Origin of the sequence: Saccharopolyspora erythraea NRRL 2338, assembly GCF_000062885.1 — a bacterium.
Lineage (GTDB): Bacteria > Actinomycetota > Actinomycetes > Mycobacteriales > Pseudonocardiaceae > Saccharopolyspora_D > Saccharopolyspora_D erythraea.
The window spans coordinates 7,155,106-7,170,057 of the sequence record NC_009142.1 but is presented as its reverse complement, the minus strand read 5'-3'; the positions used below and the strand labels follow the sequence as shown (position 1 = coordinate 7,170,057).

13 protein-coding genes are annotated in these 14,952 nt (G+C 71.5%); 5 read left to right on the top strand and 8 right to left on the bottom strand.

Going from position 1 to position 14,952, the window contains the following annotated elements:
* Positions 1-19 precede the first annotated feature (19 nt).
* Together SACE_RS30745 and SACE_RS30740 are read right to left on the bottom strand one after the other, a co-directional pair.
* A complete protein-coding gene (locus SACE_RS30745; protein WP_009945963.1) occupies positions 20-1,252 on the bottom strand; it encodes an RNA polymerase sigma factor in 1,233 nt (410 codons plus the stop codon).
* Complete coding sequence (locus SACE_RS30740) at positions 1,249-1,584, bottom strand: YciI family protein (protein ID WP_009945964.1); 336 nt, start codon at positions 1,582-1,584, stop codon at positions 1,249-1,251. The genes SACE_RS30745 and SACE_RS30740 overlap by 4 nt, the downstream gene beginning before the upstream one ends.
* Positions 1,585-1,826: 242 nt before the next feature.
* On the opposite strand from SACE_RS30740, the gene SACE_RS30735 reads away from it, so the two are divergent.
* The 4 genes from SACE_RS30735 to SACE_RS30720 all read left to right on the top strand — a co-directional run bounded on the left by SACE_RS30735 (position 1,827) and on the right by SACE_RS30720 (position 5,537).
* Positions 1,827-2,855: an NAD(P)-dependent alcohol dehydrogenase gene (locus tag SACE_RS30735; RefSeq protein WP_011875032.1), complete on the top strand. Its 1,029-nt coding sequence runs from the start codon at positions 1,827-1,829 to the stop codon at positions 2,853-2,855.
* 20 nt (positions 2,856-2,875) lie between these two features.
* Positions 2,876-3,928 carry an amidohydrolase family protein gene (locus SACE_RS30730; RefSeq protein ID WP_009945967.1) on the top strand — a complete coding sequence of 351 codons (1,053 nt, stop codon included), beginning with the start codon at positions 2,876-2,878 and terminating at the stop codon, positions 3,926-3,928.
* Between the two features lie 128 nt (positions 3,929-4,056).
* Complete coding sequence (locus SACE_RS30725) at positions 4,057-4,716, top strand: iron-sulfur cluster assembly protein (protein WP_011875031.1); 660 nt, start codon at positions 4,057-4,059, stop codon at positions 4,714-4,716.
* 5 nt (positions 4,717-4,721) lie between these two features.
* The gene (locus SACE_RS30720) at positions 4,722-5,537 is read left to right on the top strand and encodes an IclR family transcriptional regulator (protein WP_009945969.1); all 816 of its coding nucleotides are present in this window, start codon (positions 4,722-4,724) and stop codon (positions 5,535-5,537) included.
* 9 nt (positions 5,538-5,546) lie between these two features.
* Here SACE_RS30720 and SACE_RS30715 read toward each other — a convergent pair whose 3' ends face one another.
* The 4 genes from SACE_RS30715 to tdh all read right to left on the bottom strand — a co-directional run bounded on the left by SACE_RS30715 (position 5,547) and on the right by tdh (position 9,397).
* Positions 5,547-5,837, bottom strand: coding sequence for an HAD-IA family hydrolase (locus tag SACE_RS30715; RefSeq protein WP_009945970.1), 291 nt, complete (start codon positions 5,835-5,837; stop codon positions 5,547-5,549).
* Positions 5,838-6,236: 399 nt separating this feature from the next.
* Positions 6,237-7,133 (bottom strand): LysR family transcriptional regulator, encoded by an 897-nt coding sequence (locus tag SACE_RS30710; RefSeq protein ID WP_029621537.1) that lies wholly within the window; start codon positions 7,131-7,133, stop codon positions 6,237-6,239.
* Between the two features lie 53 nt (positions 7,134-7,186).
* Positions 7,187-8,365 carry a glycine C-acetyltransferase gene (locus SACE_RS30705; protein ID WP_009945973.1) on the bottom strand — a complete coding sequence of 393 codons (1,179 nt, stop codon included), beginning with the start codon at positions 8,363-8,365 and terminating at the stop codon, positions 7,187-7,189.
* A complete protein-coding gene (tdh, locus tag SACE_RS30700; RefSeq protein WP_009945974.1) occupies positions 8,366-9,397 on the bottom strand; it encodes an L-threonine 3-dehydrogenase in 1,032 nt (343 codons plus the stop codon).
* 532 nt (positions 9,398-9,929) lie between these two features.
* On the opposite strand from tdh, the gene SACE_RS38485 reads away from it, so the two are divergent.
* Entirely contained in the window at positions 9,930-10,106 is a 177-nt protein-coding gene (locus SACE_RS38485) for a DUF6104 family protein (RefSeq protein WP_009945975.1), read from the top strand.
* Between the two features lie 125 nt (positions 10,107-10,231).
* Here SACE_RS38485 and SACE_RS30695 read toward each other — a convergent pair whose 3' ends face one another.
* Together SACE_RS30695 and SACE_RS30690 are read right to left on the bottom strand one after the other, a co-directional pair.
* A complete protein-coding gene (locus SACE_RS30695; RefSeq protein ID WP_011875030.1) occupies positions 10,232-10,639 on the bottom strand; it encodes a hypothetical protein in 408 nt (135 codons plus the stop codon).
* Positions 10,640-10,965: 326 nt separating this feature from the next.
* Positions 10,966-14,643, bottom strand: coding sequence for a multifunctional oxoglutarate decarboxylase/oxoglutarate dehydrogenase thiamine pyrophosphate-binding subunit/dihydrolipoyllysine-residue succinyltransferase subunit (locus tag SACE_RS30690; protein ID WP_081468297.1), 3,678 nt, complete (start codon positions 14,641-14,643; stop codon positions 10,966-10,968).
* Between the last annotated feature and the right edge of the window lie 309 nt (positions 14,644-14,952).

Genomic DNA, 14,952 nt, shown 5'->3' with positions numbered 1-14,952 from the left:
CATCGGCCGGAGGAAAATCTCAGAGTTCTTCGAGCCGGCCCCTCAGGTAGCGGCGCTCCGCCTCGGTCGGCGCCAGTTCCAGCGCGTCCTCGTACGCCGCCCTGGCCTCGGCCGCACGGCTGTCCCGGCGGAGCAGGTCCGCCCGCGTCGCGGGTAGCAGGTGGTACCCGCGGAGCAGGCCGGACTCGGTGAGTCCGTCGACCATGGCCAGGCCGGCCGCGATGCCGTCGGTCATGGCGACCGCCACTGCGCGGTTGAGGTCCACGACCGGCGACGGCGCCAGCCGGGCCAGCTCGGCGTACAGGATCGCGATCTGCGGCCAGTCCGTCCCGGCCGCGTCGGACGCGGTGGCGTGGCAGGCGGCGATCGCGGCCTGCACCTGGTACGGCCCGACGCGCCGCATCGCCAGCGCCTCGTCGAGCACCGCCACGCCCTCGTCGATCAGCGCCCGATCCCACCGGGACCGATCCTGGTTCTCCAGCGCGACCAGCACGCCGTCTTCGATGCGCGTCGCGCGCCGGGCCTCGTGCAGCAACATCAGCGCGAGCAGTCCGCGCGGCTCGGGTTCGTGCGGCATCAGCCGGACCAGGAGCCGGGCCAGGCGGATCGCCTCGGCCGTCAGGGCCCGGCGTGCGTCCCGCTCGCCGCACTCCTCGTCGTAGCCCTCGTTGAAGATCAGGTACAGCACCGCGAGCACGGCGGCGAGCCGTTGCGGGAGGTCCTCGACGGGCGGTACCCGGTACGGGATACCTGCCTCCTTGATCTTGCGCTTCGCGCGGACCAGACGCTGCGCCATCGTGGGCTCGGTGGTCAGGAACGCCCGGGCGATCTCGGCGGTGCTCAGGCCCGCCAGCGTGCGGAGGGTGAGCGCGACCCGCGCCGGGAACGGCACCGCCGGATGGCAGCAGGTGAAGATCAACCGCAGCCGCTCGTCCGGGATCTCCTCCACCACCGGCCCGTCCGGGTCGCGGGCCAGCACGGCGAGCTCACGCAGCTTGGCCGCACCGGTGGTGTCGCGGCGCAGCCGGTCGGTCGCGCGGTTGCGGGCCGCCGTGGTGAGCCACGCGCCGGGACTGCGCGGGACGCCGTCGCGCTGCCAGGACACCAGCGCGGCGGTGAACGCGTCCTGCGCGCATTCCTCGGCCAGGTCCCAGTCGCCCGTCCAGCCGATCAGAGTCGCAACCACCTGGCCCCACTCGTCGCGGAAAGCGGCTGCCACCGCCTCCCGTGCCCGATGGTCCGGTGCGGTCATTCCCAGACGGGGCGGATCTCGACGCCGCCCCAGCGCGCGTAGGGATGGCCCGCGGCGATCTCGATCGCCTCGTCGAGGTCCGCGCACTCGACGATCACGAAGCCGCCGACGAAGTCCTTGGTCTCGGCGAAGGGCCCGTCCGAGACCAGGGTCTCTCCGTCGCGGACCCGGATCGTGGTCGCGTCCACCACCGGACGCAACCGCGCGCCCACGAGCTCGGCGCCGCGTCGTTCCAGGTCCGCCGCCCAGGCCTGGTGCACCGGGTCCGCCGCCAGCTCCTCGTTGCTCGGCGAAACGGTCTCGTCATCGCAGATGAGCAGCACGTATTTCACGCAGCCGATTCTGCCAAGGAATAGTCCCGGCGACCGAACTCGAAGATGCTTTTCCGCATCCGCCACCTCCGCGGTCGGCCAGTGGAACCCGCGAGGGCACTGCCCTCAAGCCCTCGCCCTATCGGGTGAGAAAGCGGTGTTCCGGCCGCCCTCTTATCAGCATGTGACAACGTCTCTTTGGCTTCCGGGGCGCGGTGGTCAGTCTGTGGGCAGTCCCAGCCGCCCGGCCGAAGGAGTCCGAGGTGAAGGCAGTACGAGTGCACGCCTACGGCGAGCAGCCCGAGATCGAGTCGGTGCCGGACCCGGTGCCGAAGGGCCCGATGGACGTCCTGGTGGAAGTCGGGGCAGCGGGGGTCTGCCGCACCGACCTGCACATCATCGAAGGCCAGTGGGCCGACAAGAGCGGCGTCGAGCTGCCGTACATCATCGGTCACGAGAACGCGGGCACGGTCCGCGAGGTCGGCCCGGCGGTCGGCAACATCAAGCCCGGCGACAAGGTCATCCTGCACCCGCTGGTGACCTGCGGGCTGTGCCGGGCCTGCCGCTCCGGCGACGACGTGCACTGCGAGAACTCGCGGTTCCCGGGCATCAACACCGACGGCGGGATGGCCGAGCTGCTGCTGACCAACGCCCGGTCGGTCGTCCGCCTCGACGCCGGCCTCGAGCCCGTGGACGTCGCGGCCCTGGCCGACGCGGGGCTGACCGCCTACCACGCCGTCCGCAAGGCGGTCCCGCTGCTGCACCCCGGCACGCACGTGGTGCTCATCGGCGCCGGCGGGCTCGGGCACATCGGCCTGCAGTCGCTCATCGCGCTGACGCCCGCCGAGATCACCGTCGTCGACCGTTCCGCCCAGGCGCTCGACCTCGCCTCCGAGCTCGGCGCCCACCACACCGTCGAGGCCACCGGCGACCACGTCGAGGCGGTGCGCGACCTGACCGGCGGCCGGGGCGCGCACGTGGTGCTCGACTTCGTCGGGGAAGGCGGCACCGAGGCCGAAGGGGTGGCGATGACCAGGGACGCCGGGTCCTACTTCGTCATCGGCTACGGCGGCCGCGTCGAGGTGCCCACCATCGACATCATCTCCCGCGAGATCAACGTGATCGGCAACCTCGTCGGCTCCTACAACGACCTCGACGAGCTGATGACGCTCACCGCGCAGGGCAAGGTCGCGCTGCGCACCCGGACCTACGCGCTCGACGACGCGCCGGCCGCGCTCGACGACCTCGACGCGGGGCGCATCCCCGGCGGCCGGGCCATCCTCGTGCCCTGACCCGGAAAGGCGGGAAACCCATGTACAGCAAGGACGGCGAGAACTACTTCATCGTCGACAGCCACATCCACTTCTGGGACGGCACGCCCGCGAACCAGGCCAACCGGTACGGCGAGGGGTTCCTGAACTGCTTCTACGACTACCACCGCAACCTCAGCCCGCAGAGCGAGGTGTGGTCGCTGGAGCACTTCCAGAAGCAGAGCGAGCAGGACCTCCTGCACGACCTGTTCGAGGTCGGCTACGTCGACAAGGCCATCTTCCAGCCGACGTACCTGACCGACTTCTTCGTCAACGGCTTCAACACCACCGAGCAGGACGGGGCCCTCGCCGAGCGGCACCCGGACAAGTTCATCGTCAACGGCAGCTGGGACCCGCGCGACGGCGAGGCGGGGCTGGCCGCGCTCGAACGCCTCGCCGAACGCTGGCAGCTCAAGGGGGTCAAGCTCTACACCGCGGAGTGGAAGGGCCGGTCCAAGGGCTGGAAGCTCACCGACGACTGGTCCTACCGGTACCTGGAGAAGTGCCAGGAGCTCGGCATCCGCAACATCCACATCCACAAGGGACCGACGATCTACCCGCTCAACCGCGACGCCTTCGACGTCGCCGACGTCGACGACGTGGCGACCGCGTTCCCGGACCTGCGCTTCGTCGTCGAACACGTCGGGCTGCCGCGGCTGGAGGACTTCTGCTGGATCGCCACCCAGGAGCCCAACGTCTACGGCGGGCTGGCGGTGGCGATGCCGTTCATCCACTCCCGGCCGCGCTACTTCGCCCAGATCATCGGCGAGCTGCTGTACTGGCTGGACGAGAACCGGATCACCTTCGCCAGCGACTACGCGATCTGGACGCCCAAGTGGCTGGTCGAGAAGTTCGTCGACTTCCAGATCCCCGAGGACATGCAGGACGAGTACGGCGTGCTCACGCCGGACGTGAAGCGCAAGATCCTCGGCCTCAACGCCGCCCGGCTCTACGACATCGACGTGCCCGAGGGCATGGGGCTGCCCGCGCCGGACGTCCCGGCCTCGCGGACGCCGGTCGCCTCCGAGACCAACCGGGAGGCGATGACGTCGTGAGCAAGCCGAGCAGCGCGGGCGCGGCGACCGCGGCCGTGGACGGAGACGGTACGGGCGGGCACCGAAGCGGCCCGGGCAGTGGCACCGCCGGCGGGCGTGCCGCCCCGGCCAAGGGTGCGGCGGCGCGCTTGGAGGCCGCCGCGTGGCGGGCGCTGGGCGAGGTGCTGGACCCGGAGCTGGACCAGCCGATCACCGACCTCGGATTCGTCGCCGCGTGCGAGGTCGTCGACGGCGAGGTGCGGGTGGAGCTGCGGTTGCCGACGTACTTCTGCGCGCCGAACTTCGCCTACCTCATGGTCGCCGACGCGCGGGAGGCGCTGGCAGCCGTGTCCGGAGGTCCGGTGCGGGTGCGGCTGCTCGACCACTTCGCGTCCGAGGAGATCAACGCCGGGGTCGCCGCAGGCGACGGCTTCGACGCCACGTTCCCCGGCCTGGCCGCGGGCGAGCTCGACGACCTGCGGGCGACGTTCCTGCGCAAGGCGCACGCCGCCTACCAGCAGCAGATCGCGGCCCGCCTGCTCAAGGCCGGGCGCACCCACGCCGAGCTGGTCCGGTTGCGCCTGGGCGAGCTGGCCGAGGACACCACCCGCCTGCGCAGACGGCGCAGGCAGCTCGGGCTGCCCTCGGCCGACGACGCCCCGCTGCTCGTCGACGACGAGGGCCGCCCGGTGGATGCCGAGTCGCTGCCGCTGCGGCTGCGCTTCGCGCGCACCACGCAGGTCAGCATCGAGGGCAACGCGGGCTGGTGCCGCGGACTGCTCGGAACCCGCTACGGCGACCTACATTGAAGGGCGTGCAAGCCCCGCTGGACGGCGTCGCACGCCGCAACGGCAGCGCGGGCCCGCTGCAGTCGGTCGGGCGGGCCCTGCGCGTGCTGGAGGTGATCGCGAACTCGCCGGACGGGCTCACCGCCAAGCAGATCGCCGCCGAGCTCGACCTCGCCCTGCCCACCACCTACCACCTGCTGCACGCGCTGATCGACGCCGGGCACGTCGTGCACCTCAGCGACCAGCACGTCTACGGGCTCGGCTACATGGCCCGCTACCTCGGGCAGGCGCTGACCCGCCAGCTCGCGGTGCCGCCCGGTGTCGCGGGCGCCATCCGCGCGGTCCACCAGGACGCCGACGCCGCCGCGTACTACGCCGTCTACCGGGACACCGAGGTGGTGATCGCCCACGTCGAGGACTCCGAGCGGCGCCCCCGCGCGCAGCCGCTCGACGTCGGGTTCCACCAGGCCGCCCACGCCACCGCCTTCGGCAAGATCATGCTTTCGGCGATGGGGCCGCAGCGGCTGGCCCGCTACCTCGACGCCGCCGGGCTCGCCGCGCTGACCCCGGCCACCATCAGCGACCGCGGCGCGCTGGAGGACCACCTCGCGCACGTCCGCCAGTCGCACCTGGCGCTGGAGATCGGCGAGTTCCAGCAGGGGATGTCGTGCATGGCGGTGCCGGTGCGCGAGCCGGCGGGCGGCGTCGTCGCCTCGGTCGCGATCTCGTTGCCGACCGACGAGTTCCTGTCCCGGCGCTGGGAGGTCGAGCGCGCGGTCCGGCAGGGCGCCACCCGCGTCACCCGCGCGCTGGCGGTGTTCCAGCGAAACGGCCAGGTCTGAGCAGGGGCGTCAGGCGGTTCGCGGTTCCAGCAGCGGGGCGAGGGCTTCGCGGAGCTGGTGAGGGCCCCGGAAGTGCAAGGCGGTCATGCCGACCTCGCGTGCGGCCTCGACGTTCGCGGGCGTGTCGTCGACGAAGAGGCAGCGCTCGACCGCCGCGCCGGCACGCGCCGCCGTCAGGCGGTAGATCCGCGGATCCGGTTTGGCGCACCCGACCCGGGAACTGTTGACGACGGCGTCCACGGCGTGGGTGAGTCCCAGCCGCTCCAGGTCGGCTTCGAGCCTGGTCGTCGCGTTGGTCACCAGGAGGACCGGCAGGTGCGCGGGCGTCGGCCAGCACCCTGGCGACCTCGGCGTCGACCTCCCCGGCGGGCCCCGACCACTCCGCGACGAGCGCGCGTGCGGCGGCGAGCGAGCCGCACGCGGCGGCCAGGTCGTCCGCGACGGCGGCCCGCCACTCCTCGTCGGTCCACGCGCCGGTGATCGCGGGGTGCACGCGCTCCGGGGCGAACGCGGTCGCGGCGATCGAGCCCGGCTCGAGCCCGTGCGCCAGCTCGAGGCGCTGCAAGGCGCGCTGGTCCCAACGGCGCAGGACGCCGTCGAGATCGCAGAGGACGGCGTCGAAAGGTCGCAGAGGCATGATCGCCAGCTTGCCACCGGACGAGCCCGGTCGACGCGCGATCCGACCGCCCGTTCGGCCGGTCAGTCGTCGGGCTTCTGCTCCAGCAGGGCGTCCAGCACGGTGCGCACCAGGGGGTTCTCCTCGCGGCCGCACTGGACCGCGGCGAAGACCCGGCGGGTCGGTGGGCGGCCGGCGACCGGCCGCACGGTGCCGGGGTGGTCGCCGATGGCGGTCCTGGGCACCAGCGCGACCCCGGTGCCCGCCGCGACGAGCGCGACGACGGCGTGGAAGTCGTCGGAGGTGTGGGTGATGCGCGGGACGAAGCCGGCGTTCTCGCAGAAGACCTGCGCGACCGCGCGGCACGGGTTGCCCGGCAGCGGCGCGATCCACTCCTCGTCGCGGAGGTCCTCGACGGCCACCGACGGCATCGACCCCAGCGGGTGCCGTGGCGGCAGCACGACGTCGAACGGCTCGGCGTAGAGCGGGTAGCGGGTCAGCCTGCGGTCGTCGGCCTGCAGCGTCGAGGTGTACTCCATCGAGATCGCCACGTCGATCTCCCCGGCCAGGAGCATCAGCAGGCTGTTGTGCGCCTCGGCGTCGCGCACCAGCACCGAGACCCCCGGTGCCCGCGACCGCAGTTTCACGATCGCGGGCGCCACGACCTGCGTGATCGCCGATGCGAACGAGGCGATCTCGACCTTGCCGACGGTGCCCGACGCGCACGCCGCGAGGCTGGCCTCCGCCCGCTCCAGCTCCGCGAGCACCGCCTTGGCGTGCTCGACCAGCAGCTCTCCCGCCGCGGTCAGCCGGACCCGCCGCCCGTGCCGGGTGAGCAGCGGCTGCCCCACCTCGCTCTCCAGCGCGTTGAGCTGCTGCGAGACGGCCGACGGCGTCAGGTACAGCGCCTCGGCCGCCGCACGGACCGTGCCGTGGTCGGCCAAAGCGCGCAACACCTGCAGCCGCCTGGGGTCAATCACCTGCCGATGGTACCCATTCGCCCAGGAGGCGGACGGTCGTCAGCGCACCGTCCTCACCTGCGCATACGCTCGCGGGCCCGGACGAACGCCGTGACCGCCCGCTCGATGTCCTCGGGGCTGTGCGCCGCCGACATCTGGGTGCGGATCCGCGCCTTGCCCTTGGGCACCACCGGGTAGGAGAAGCCGATGACGTAGATGCCCTCCTCGAGCAGCAGGTCGGCCATCCGCGCCGCCTCGGCGGCGTCGCCGATCATCACCGGGATGATCGGGTGCTCGCCCGGCAGCAGGTCGAAGCCCTCCTCGGCCATCCGCGACCGGAACAGCGCGCTGTTGTCGCTCAACCGCTGCCGCAGCTGCGGGCTCGCCGAGACCAGGTCGAGCGCGGCCAGCGAGGCGGCCACGATCGACGGCGCGAGCGAGTTGGAGAACAGGTACGGCCGCGAGCGCTGGCGCAGCAGCTCGACGATCTCGCCGCGCGCCGACACGTAGCCGCCGCTGGCCCCGCCGAGCGCCTTGCCGAGGGTGCCGGTGACGACGTCGACCCGGTCGGTGACGCCGAACGCCTCCGGGGTGCCCGCCCCGGTCGGGCCGGTGAAGCCCACGGCGTGCGAGTCGTCGACCATCACCATCGCCCGGTACCGGTCGGCGAGGTCGCAGATCTCGTCCAGCGGCGCCAGGTAGCCGTCCATCGAGAACACGCCGTCGGTGACGATCAGCCGGTGCCGTGCGTCGGCGGTGTCCTTGAGCTGCTGCTCCAGGTCGGCCATGTCCCGGTTGCGGTAGCGGGCGCGGCGCGCCTTGCACAGCCGGACGCCGTCGATGATGCTCGCGTGGTTGAGCTCGTCGGAGATGACCGCGTCCTCCGGCCCGAGCAGCGTCTCGAACAGCCCTCCGTTGGCGTCGAAGCAGGAGCTGTAGAGGATGGTGTCCTCGGTACCGAGGAACTCCGACAGCCGCTGCTCGAGCTCCTTGTGCGGGGCCTGCGTACCGCAGATGAACCGCACCGAGGCCATCCCGAAGCCCCAGCGCTCCAGCGCCTTCGACGCGGCGTCGACCAGCGCCGGGTGGTCGGCCAGCCCGAGGTAGTTGTTGGCGCAGAAGTTGAGCACCTCGGCGTCGCCGACGCCGACCCGCGCGCTCTGCGCGGAGTCCAGCACCCGCTCGTGCTTGTAGAGGCCCGCGGCGCGGATCTCCTCCAGCTCGGCCCGCACGTCCTGGCCAATGGTGTACATCTAGCGCACCGTCCAATCCAGAATGACCTTGCCGCAGCGCCCCGCGCGCGCGGTTTCGAACGCCTCGACGTGCCGCGTGCAGGGGAACCGGTGGGTTATGACCGGCGAGAGGTCCAGCCCGGACTGCAGCAGCACCGACATGGAGTACCAGGTTTCGAACATCTCCCGCCCGTAGATGCCCTTGACCGTCAGCATCTTGAGCACGACCGCGCTCCAGTCGATCTGGAACCGCTCGGCCGGAAGACCCAGCATCGCGATCCGGCCGCCGTGGGCCATGTTCTCGATCGTCTCGCGCAGCGCGGAGGGCTGCCCGGAGACCTCCATCGCGACGTCGAAGCCCTCGGACATGCCCAGCTTCGCCTGGGCGTCGGCGATGCCGGTCTCGGCGACGTTGACGGCGAGGTCCACGCCGACCCGGCGGGCCAGCTCGAGCCGGTGCTCGCTGACGTCGGTGATCACGACGTTGCGCGCGCCGGCGTGCCTGGCCACGCACGCGGCCATCAGCCCGATCGGGCCCGCGCCGGTGATCAGCACGTCCTCGCCCACGACCGGGAAGGTCAGCGCGGTGTGCACCGCGTTGCCGAACGGGTCGAAGATGGCGGCCACGTCGGGGTCGACGTGCTCCCGGTGCACCCACACGTTCTGCTCGGGCAGCACCGCGTACTCGGCGAAGGCGCCGTTGTGGTGCACGCCGAGTCCCCTGGTGTTGGCGCACAGGTGCCTGCGGCCCGCCCGGCAGTTCCGGCACGTCCCGCACACCAGGTGGCCCTCGCCGCTGACGAAGTCGCCCACCTGGGCCTGGGTGACCGCCGAGCCGACCGCCACCACCTCGCCGGCGAACTCGTGGCCGATCACCAGCGGCGTCGGCACGGTCCGGGCGGCCCACTCGTCCCAGGAGTCGATGTGCAGGTCGGTTCCGCAGATGCCGGTGCGGAACACCTGGACCACGATGTCGTTGGCGCCGGGCGTCGGGTCGGGGAGCTCGGTCAGCTCCAGTCCGGGCGCGGGCGAGGTCTTCACCAGTGCGCGCACGTTGCCTCCAATGGTTCTACGGCCGGCTGCTCCGACGGCCGTCACGGAGTTTGCTGCGCACGGCCGCCGCAGGTCCATCGCGACTTTCTGCACTGGCTGGTTAGCCGGACTGCACAGGACGCGCGGTGAGCGGCCGTCATCCGGCCGGTGTCGTCGAGGCGGGTGGGCTGGGACGGGGCCGGTGCGCATGGCGACGGACGCGGGTCCCGGAAGGCGTGGACGGGCGCGCGGAGGTCCGGGACGGGTGGAGTTCGCCACCGGGACGGGCACGGCCGGCCGGTGGGTCGGGTAGCGGGAGTCAGGTGCCTGCCGGGCCGGTCCGGCACGGCCGCCCGGGCGCGGCGCTGCCGGGGGCTGGGAGCCGGGCGCGACCGCCCTCCGGGCCACGGGCCGCGGCTGTCGGCGTTGGCGACCACGAGCCGGATTGCCTTGCTGGGTAAGGGGGATGCGGCGCAACATCGGCGGGAGGCCTGTCCTACGCTGCACTCCGGTCTGCGGCAGCGCAGCAGGCGAGCGAAACCGAGGAGGACCGGTGTACTTCACCGACCGTGGCATTGAAGAACTCGAAGAGCGTCGCGGTGATGATGAGGTGACCCTGGCGTGGGTCGCCGACCGGATGCGTGCCTTCGTCGACCTCAACCCCGAGTTCGAGGACGCCGCCGAGAGGCTGGCGACCTTCCTGGCCCGCGACGACGCCGACGACGACTGACCGGCGGCTCACGGGGCTGACGGCGCCCTCGGCGGCCCGCGGCCGGACGGCACGCCAAGCGCCCGGCCCCGTTCAGCTCCGGGCCGCCGACCCGGCGGGCTCGTTGCGGGACCGGCTCGCGCTGGTCAGCCGGCGTCCTCGTCGTGGCGGTCGGCGGCGCAGTCGTCGGGCGTCACGGCCTCGGCCCACAGGTGCAGGCGGTCGCTCTCGCGGGCGATGTCGATGTAGAGGGAGTCTCCGCGGCAGGCGACGTCGAGGTTCTGGTGCACGTCGTGCTCGATGTGGCCGTCGTCGCCGATCTGGCCGGTGCCGCCGCGCGGCCCGATGAGGCGGACGTGGCGGCGGTGAGCGTGCTCGCGCACCATCTCCGCGATCCAGTCGGTGACTTCCTCCGGCGTCAGCAGCACCGCCTGCGGGGCTCGCCGCAGCCGGTCGAGGCGCCTGCTGCCCGGCGACGTCGAGCTGCTGTCGCGCGACTCGGAGTAGGCGTGCCAATGCACGCCCTTGGCCCGCCACTCGTCGGGATCCTGCACGTCGCCTCCGTCCTCTGTGGAGCGGTGCCGGCGTTCGCCGACGGCCGCCGCCGGAACGCGCCGGGTGGGGCCGGCGCGTGGGCGCATCGCGGTGCGGCTCGCGCCGCGATGGGCCGGGAGGAGCTGGCGAGCCGGCCTCGCGGCCGCCTCGAATGACCACCGTGCCGCTTCCTGATCACGACGGCGTCCCCCATCCGATAACGGACGGGTTGTCGTGCCCGCGACCGCGAGCCGGACCCCGGCGAGACCCGCGCGGAACCGACCCGGACGCGGAAGGGCCGCCGGCTCCCGCGGGAACCGGCGGCCCTTCCAGCAGTCGTCGGCGATCAGGCGAAGGCGCCCTGCACGACCTCGGCCTGCTCGACCTCGTGCACCTTGGCCATACCGGTCGCCGGGGCGGCCATCGGCCGCCGCGACACGCGGCGCAGGCCCGCCAGGCGCTCCGGGAACAGCTCCGGCAGCGCCAGGCCGAGGAACGGCCAGGCACCCTGGTTCGCCGGCTCCTCCTGCACCCACCGGACGTCGGTGGCGTTGGAGTACCGCTCGAGCAGCCTGCCCAGCTTGCGGTGCGGCAGCGGGTAGAGCTGCTCCAGCCGCACCACCGCGGTGTCGTCGTGGCCCTGCTTGGCCTTCTCGGCGGCCAGCTCGTAGTAGAGCTTGCCGGTGCACAGCACCACGCGGCGCACCGAGGCCGGGTCCGGCTGCGTCGGGTCGTCGATCACCGAGGTGAACTTGCCCTCGGTGAAGTCCTCGACCGGGCTGGTGGCCGCCTTGAGCCGCAGCATCGACTTCGGCGTGAAGACGACCAGCGGCCGGTGGATGCCGTCCAGCGCGTGGCGGCGCAGCAGGTGGAAGTAGTTCGCCGGCGTCGACGGCATCGCCACCGTCATCGACCCCTCGGCGCAGAGCTGCAGCCACCGCTCGATGCGCGCCGAGCTGTGGTCCGGACCCTGGCCCTCGTGGCCGTGCGGCAGCAGCAGCACGACGTCGGAGCGCTGGCCCCACTTGGCCTCACCGGAGGAGATGAACTCGTCGATGATCGACTGCGCGCCGTTGAAGAAGTCGCCGAACTGCGCCTCCCACAGCACCAGGGCGTCCGGGTTGGCCACCGAGTAGCCGTACTCGAAGCCCATGGCCGCGAACTCCGACAGCGCCGAGTCGTAGACCAGGAACTTCGCCTGGTCCTCGCTCAGGTTCTGCAGCGGCGTGTACTCGGCACCGGTCTTGCGGTCGATGAGCACCGAGTGCCGCTGGCCGAACGTGCCGCGACGGCTGTCCTGGCCGGTCAGGCGGACCGGGCGGCCCTCCATGGTCAGCGAGCCGAACGCGAGCAGCTCGCCGAACGCCCAGTCGATGCCGCCCTCGGTGGCCATCTTCGCGCGGCGCTCCAGCACGGGCTTGACCCGCGAGTGCGGCGTGAAGCCCTCGGGCATGTTGACCTGCGCGTCGGCGATCCGCTTGAGTGTGTCGACCGGGATCGCGGTCGCCAGCCCCTGCGGGACCACCTGCTCGGACTCCACCGACGGGCTGGGCTCCGGCGGGTGCTTCTCCAGCTCGCGGACCTCGTTGAACACGTGCTCCAGCTGGCTGGCGTAGTCCTTCAGCGCCTTCTCGGCCTCTTCGACCGTGATGTCGCCACGGCCGATGAGGGCCTCGGTGTAGGTCTTGCGGACGCTGCGCATCTTGTCGATCGCGTCGTACATCGCCGGCTGCGTCATGGACGGGTCGTCGCCCTCGTTGTGACCCCGGCGGCGGTAGCAGACCATGTCGATCACGACGTCCTTGCCGAACGCCTGGCGGTACTCCACGGCCAGCTTGGCGACCCAGACGCAGGCCTCGGGGTCGTCACCGTTGACGTGGAAGACCGGCGCGCCGATCATCTTCGCCACGTCGGTGGAGTACTTGCTCGACCGCGAGTGCTCCGGGGCGGTGGTGTAGCCGACCTGGTTGTTGACGATCACGTGGACCGTGCCGCCGGTGCGGTAGCCGCGCAGCAGCGACAGGTTCAGCGTCTCGGCGACCACGCCCTGGCCCGCGAACGCGGCGTCGCCGTGCAGCAGCACCGGCAGCACCGTGAAGCCCTCCTGGCCCTTGTCCAGGATGTCCTGCTTGGCGCGGACGATGCCCTCCAGCACCGGGTCCACGGCCTCCAGGTGCGAGGGGTTGGAGGTCAGCGACACCTTGGTCTCGCCGTCGCCGAACATCCGGAAGTACTTGCCCTCGGCGCCGAGGTGGTACTTCACGTCGCCGGAGCCGTGTGCCTGGCCCGGGTCGAGGTTGCCCTCGAACTCGCGGAAGATCTGCGAGATCGGCTTGCCGACGATGTTGGCCAGCACGTTGAGGCGGCCGCGGTGCGGCATGCCGATGACGACCTCGTCCAGCTCGGAGGCCGCGGCGGTGTCGAGCACCGCGTCCAGCAGCGGCACGACGGTCTCGGCGCCCTCCAGCGAGAAGCGCTTCTGGCCGACGTACTTGGTCTGCAGGAAGGTCTCGAACGCCTCGGCGGCGTTGAGCTTGGACAGGATGTACTTCTGCTCGGTCGGCTCGGGCTTGGTGTGCGGCTTCTCGACCCGGCCCTGCAGCCACTCGCGCTCGTCGGGCTCGAGGATGTGCATGTACTCGACGCCGACGGTGCGGCAGTAGGAGTCGCGCAGCACGCCGAGCACGTCGCGCAGCTTCATCCGCTCCTTGCCCGCGAAGCCGCCGACGGCGAACGTGCGGTCCAGGTCCCACAGGGTGAGGCTGTGGGAGAGGACGTCGAGGTCCTCGTGGCGGCGCTGGCGGTAGTTCAGCGGGTCGATGTCGGCCATCAGGTGGCCGCGGGTGCGGTAGGCGTCGATCAGCTCCAGCACCCGGGCGGTCTTGTCGACCGCGCCCTCTGGGATGTCGCGGGTCCAGCGGACCGGCTCGTAGGGGATCCGCAGCGACGTGAAGATGTCGTCGTAGAACCCGTTCTCGCCGAGCAGCAGCTGGTGCACCGTGCGCAGGAAGTCACCGGACTCCGCGCCCTGGATGACGCGGTGGTCGTAGGTGGAGGTCAGCGTCACGATCTTGCTGATCCCCATGTCGACCAGCGCCTGCTCGCTGGCGCCCTGGAACTCGGCGGGGTAGTCCATCGCGCCGACGCCGATGATCGCGCTCTGGCCCTTGGTCAGCCGCGGCACCGAGTGGTTGGTGCCGCTGGGGCCGGGGTTGGTCAGCGAGATGGTGGTGCCGGAGAAGTCGTCGGCGGTCAGCGCGCTGTTGCGGGCCTTGCGGATGATGTCCTCGTAGGCCTGCCAGAACTGCTGGAAGGTCATCTCCTCGCAGCCCTTGATGGAGGCGACCACCAGGCTGCGCGAGCCGTCCTTGGCCGGCATGTCGATCGCCAGGCCGAGGTTGACGTGCTCGGGGGTGACCACGGCGGGCTTGCCCTTGGCGTCCTCGCCGTAGTGGCGGTTCATGTCGGGGTGGTTCCGCAGCGCCCGGATCAGCGCGTAGCCGATCAGGTGCGTGAAGGAGACCTTCCCGCCCTTGTTCCGCTTGAGGTGGTTGTTGATGACGATGCGGTTGTCGAAGAGCAGCTTGGCCGGCACCGCGCGCACGCTGGTCGCGGTCGGCACGGTGAGCGACTGCTCCATGTTCTTGGCGATCGCGGCCGCGGCGCCGCGCAGCGGCTTGGCCTGCTCGCCCGCGGGGGCCTCCTTGACGGGGGCGGCCTTGGCGGCCTCCTGCGGGGAGGGCTTGGGCTCGGCGGGCTTCGGCTTGCTCGGTGCGGTGGCGGACGGGGGCGGGGTCTGCCCGTTGGTCTCGACCACGCGTGCCGCGGTGGCCGTCGCCTTCGGGGCCGCTGCAGAACCGGTCGCGGCTGCGGTGGTTTCAGTGGCCTGGCCCGGCTTGTAGTCGGCGAAGAATTCGTGCCACGCCGAGTCTACGGAGGTGGGATCGTGCAGGAACTGCTCGTACATTTCCTCGATCAACCACTCATTGGGGCCGAACTGTGACGCAGGGCTGCTGCTGGACACGGCTGGCGTTCGCCTCGATCCATCTGCTCGTGATGTACACACACTCGGGTACCAGGCTAGCGGTCCGTTTCGCGTGGTTGGCACACAGTACGGTCGTTCTGGTAGCGAAGATGGTCACAGAATCGTTAAGGAAACGCCTCGCGGCGTTGAACACGCCCGCCCGGCTCCTGAGCACGATCACTGCCCTCACGTACGATGCGCCGCCCCCGGGCCTGCCGCCCGGCTGCCGCTGCCTGGCACTACTCCATACGAGTTGTCGTCCTGCTCCAGTATGACGTTTCTCCTCGGCGAGTTGTTCCTGGATCCCGG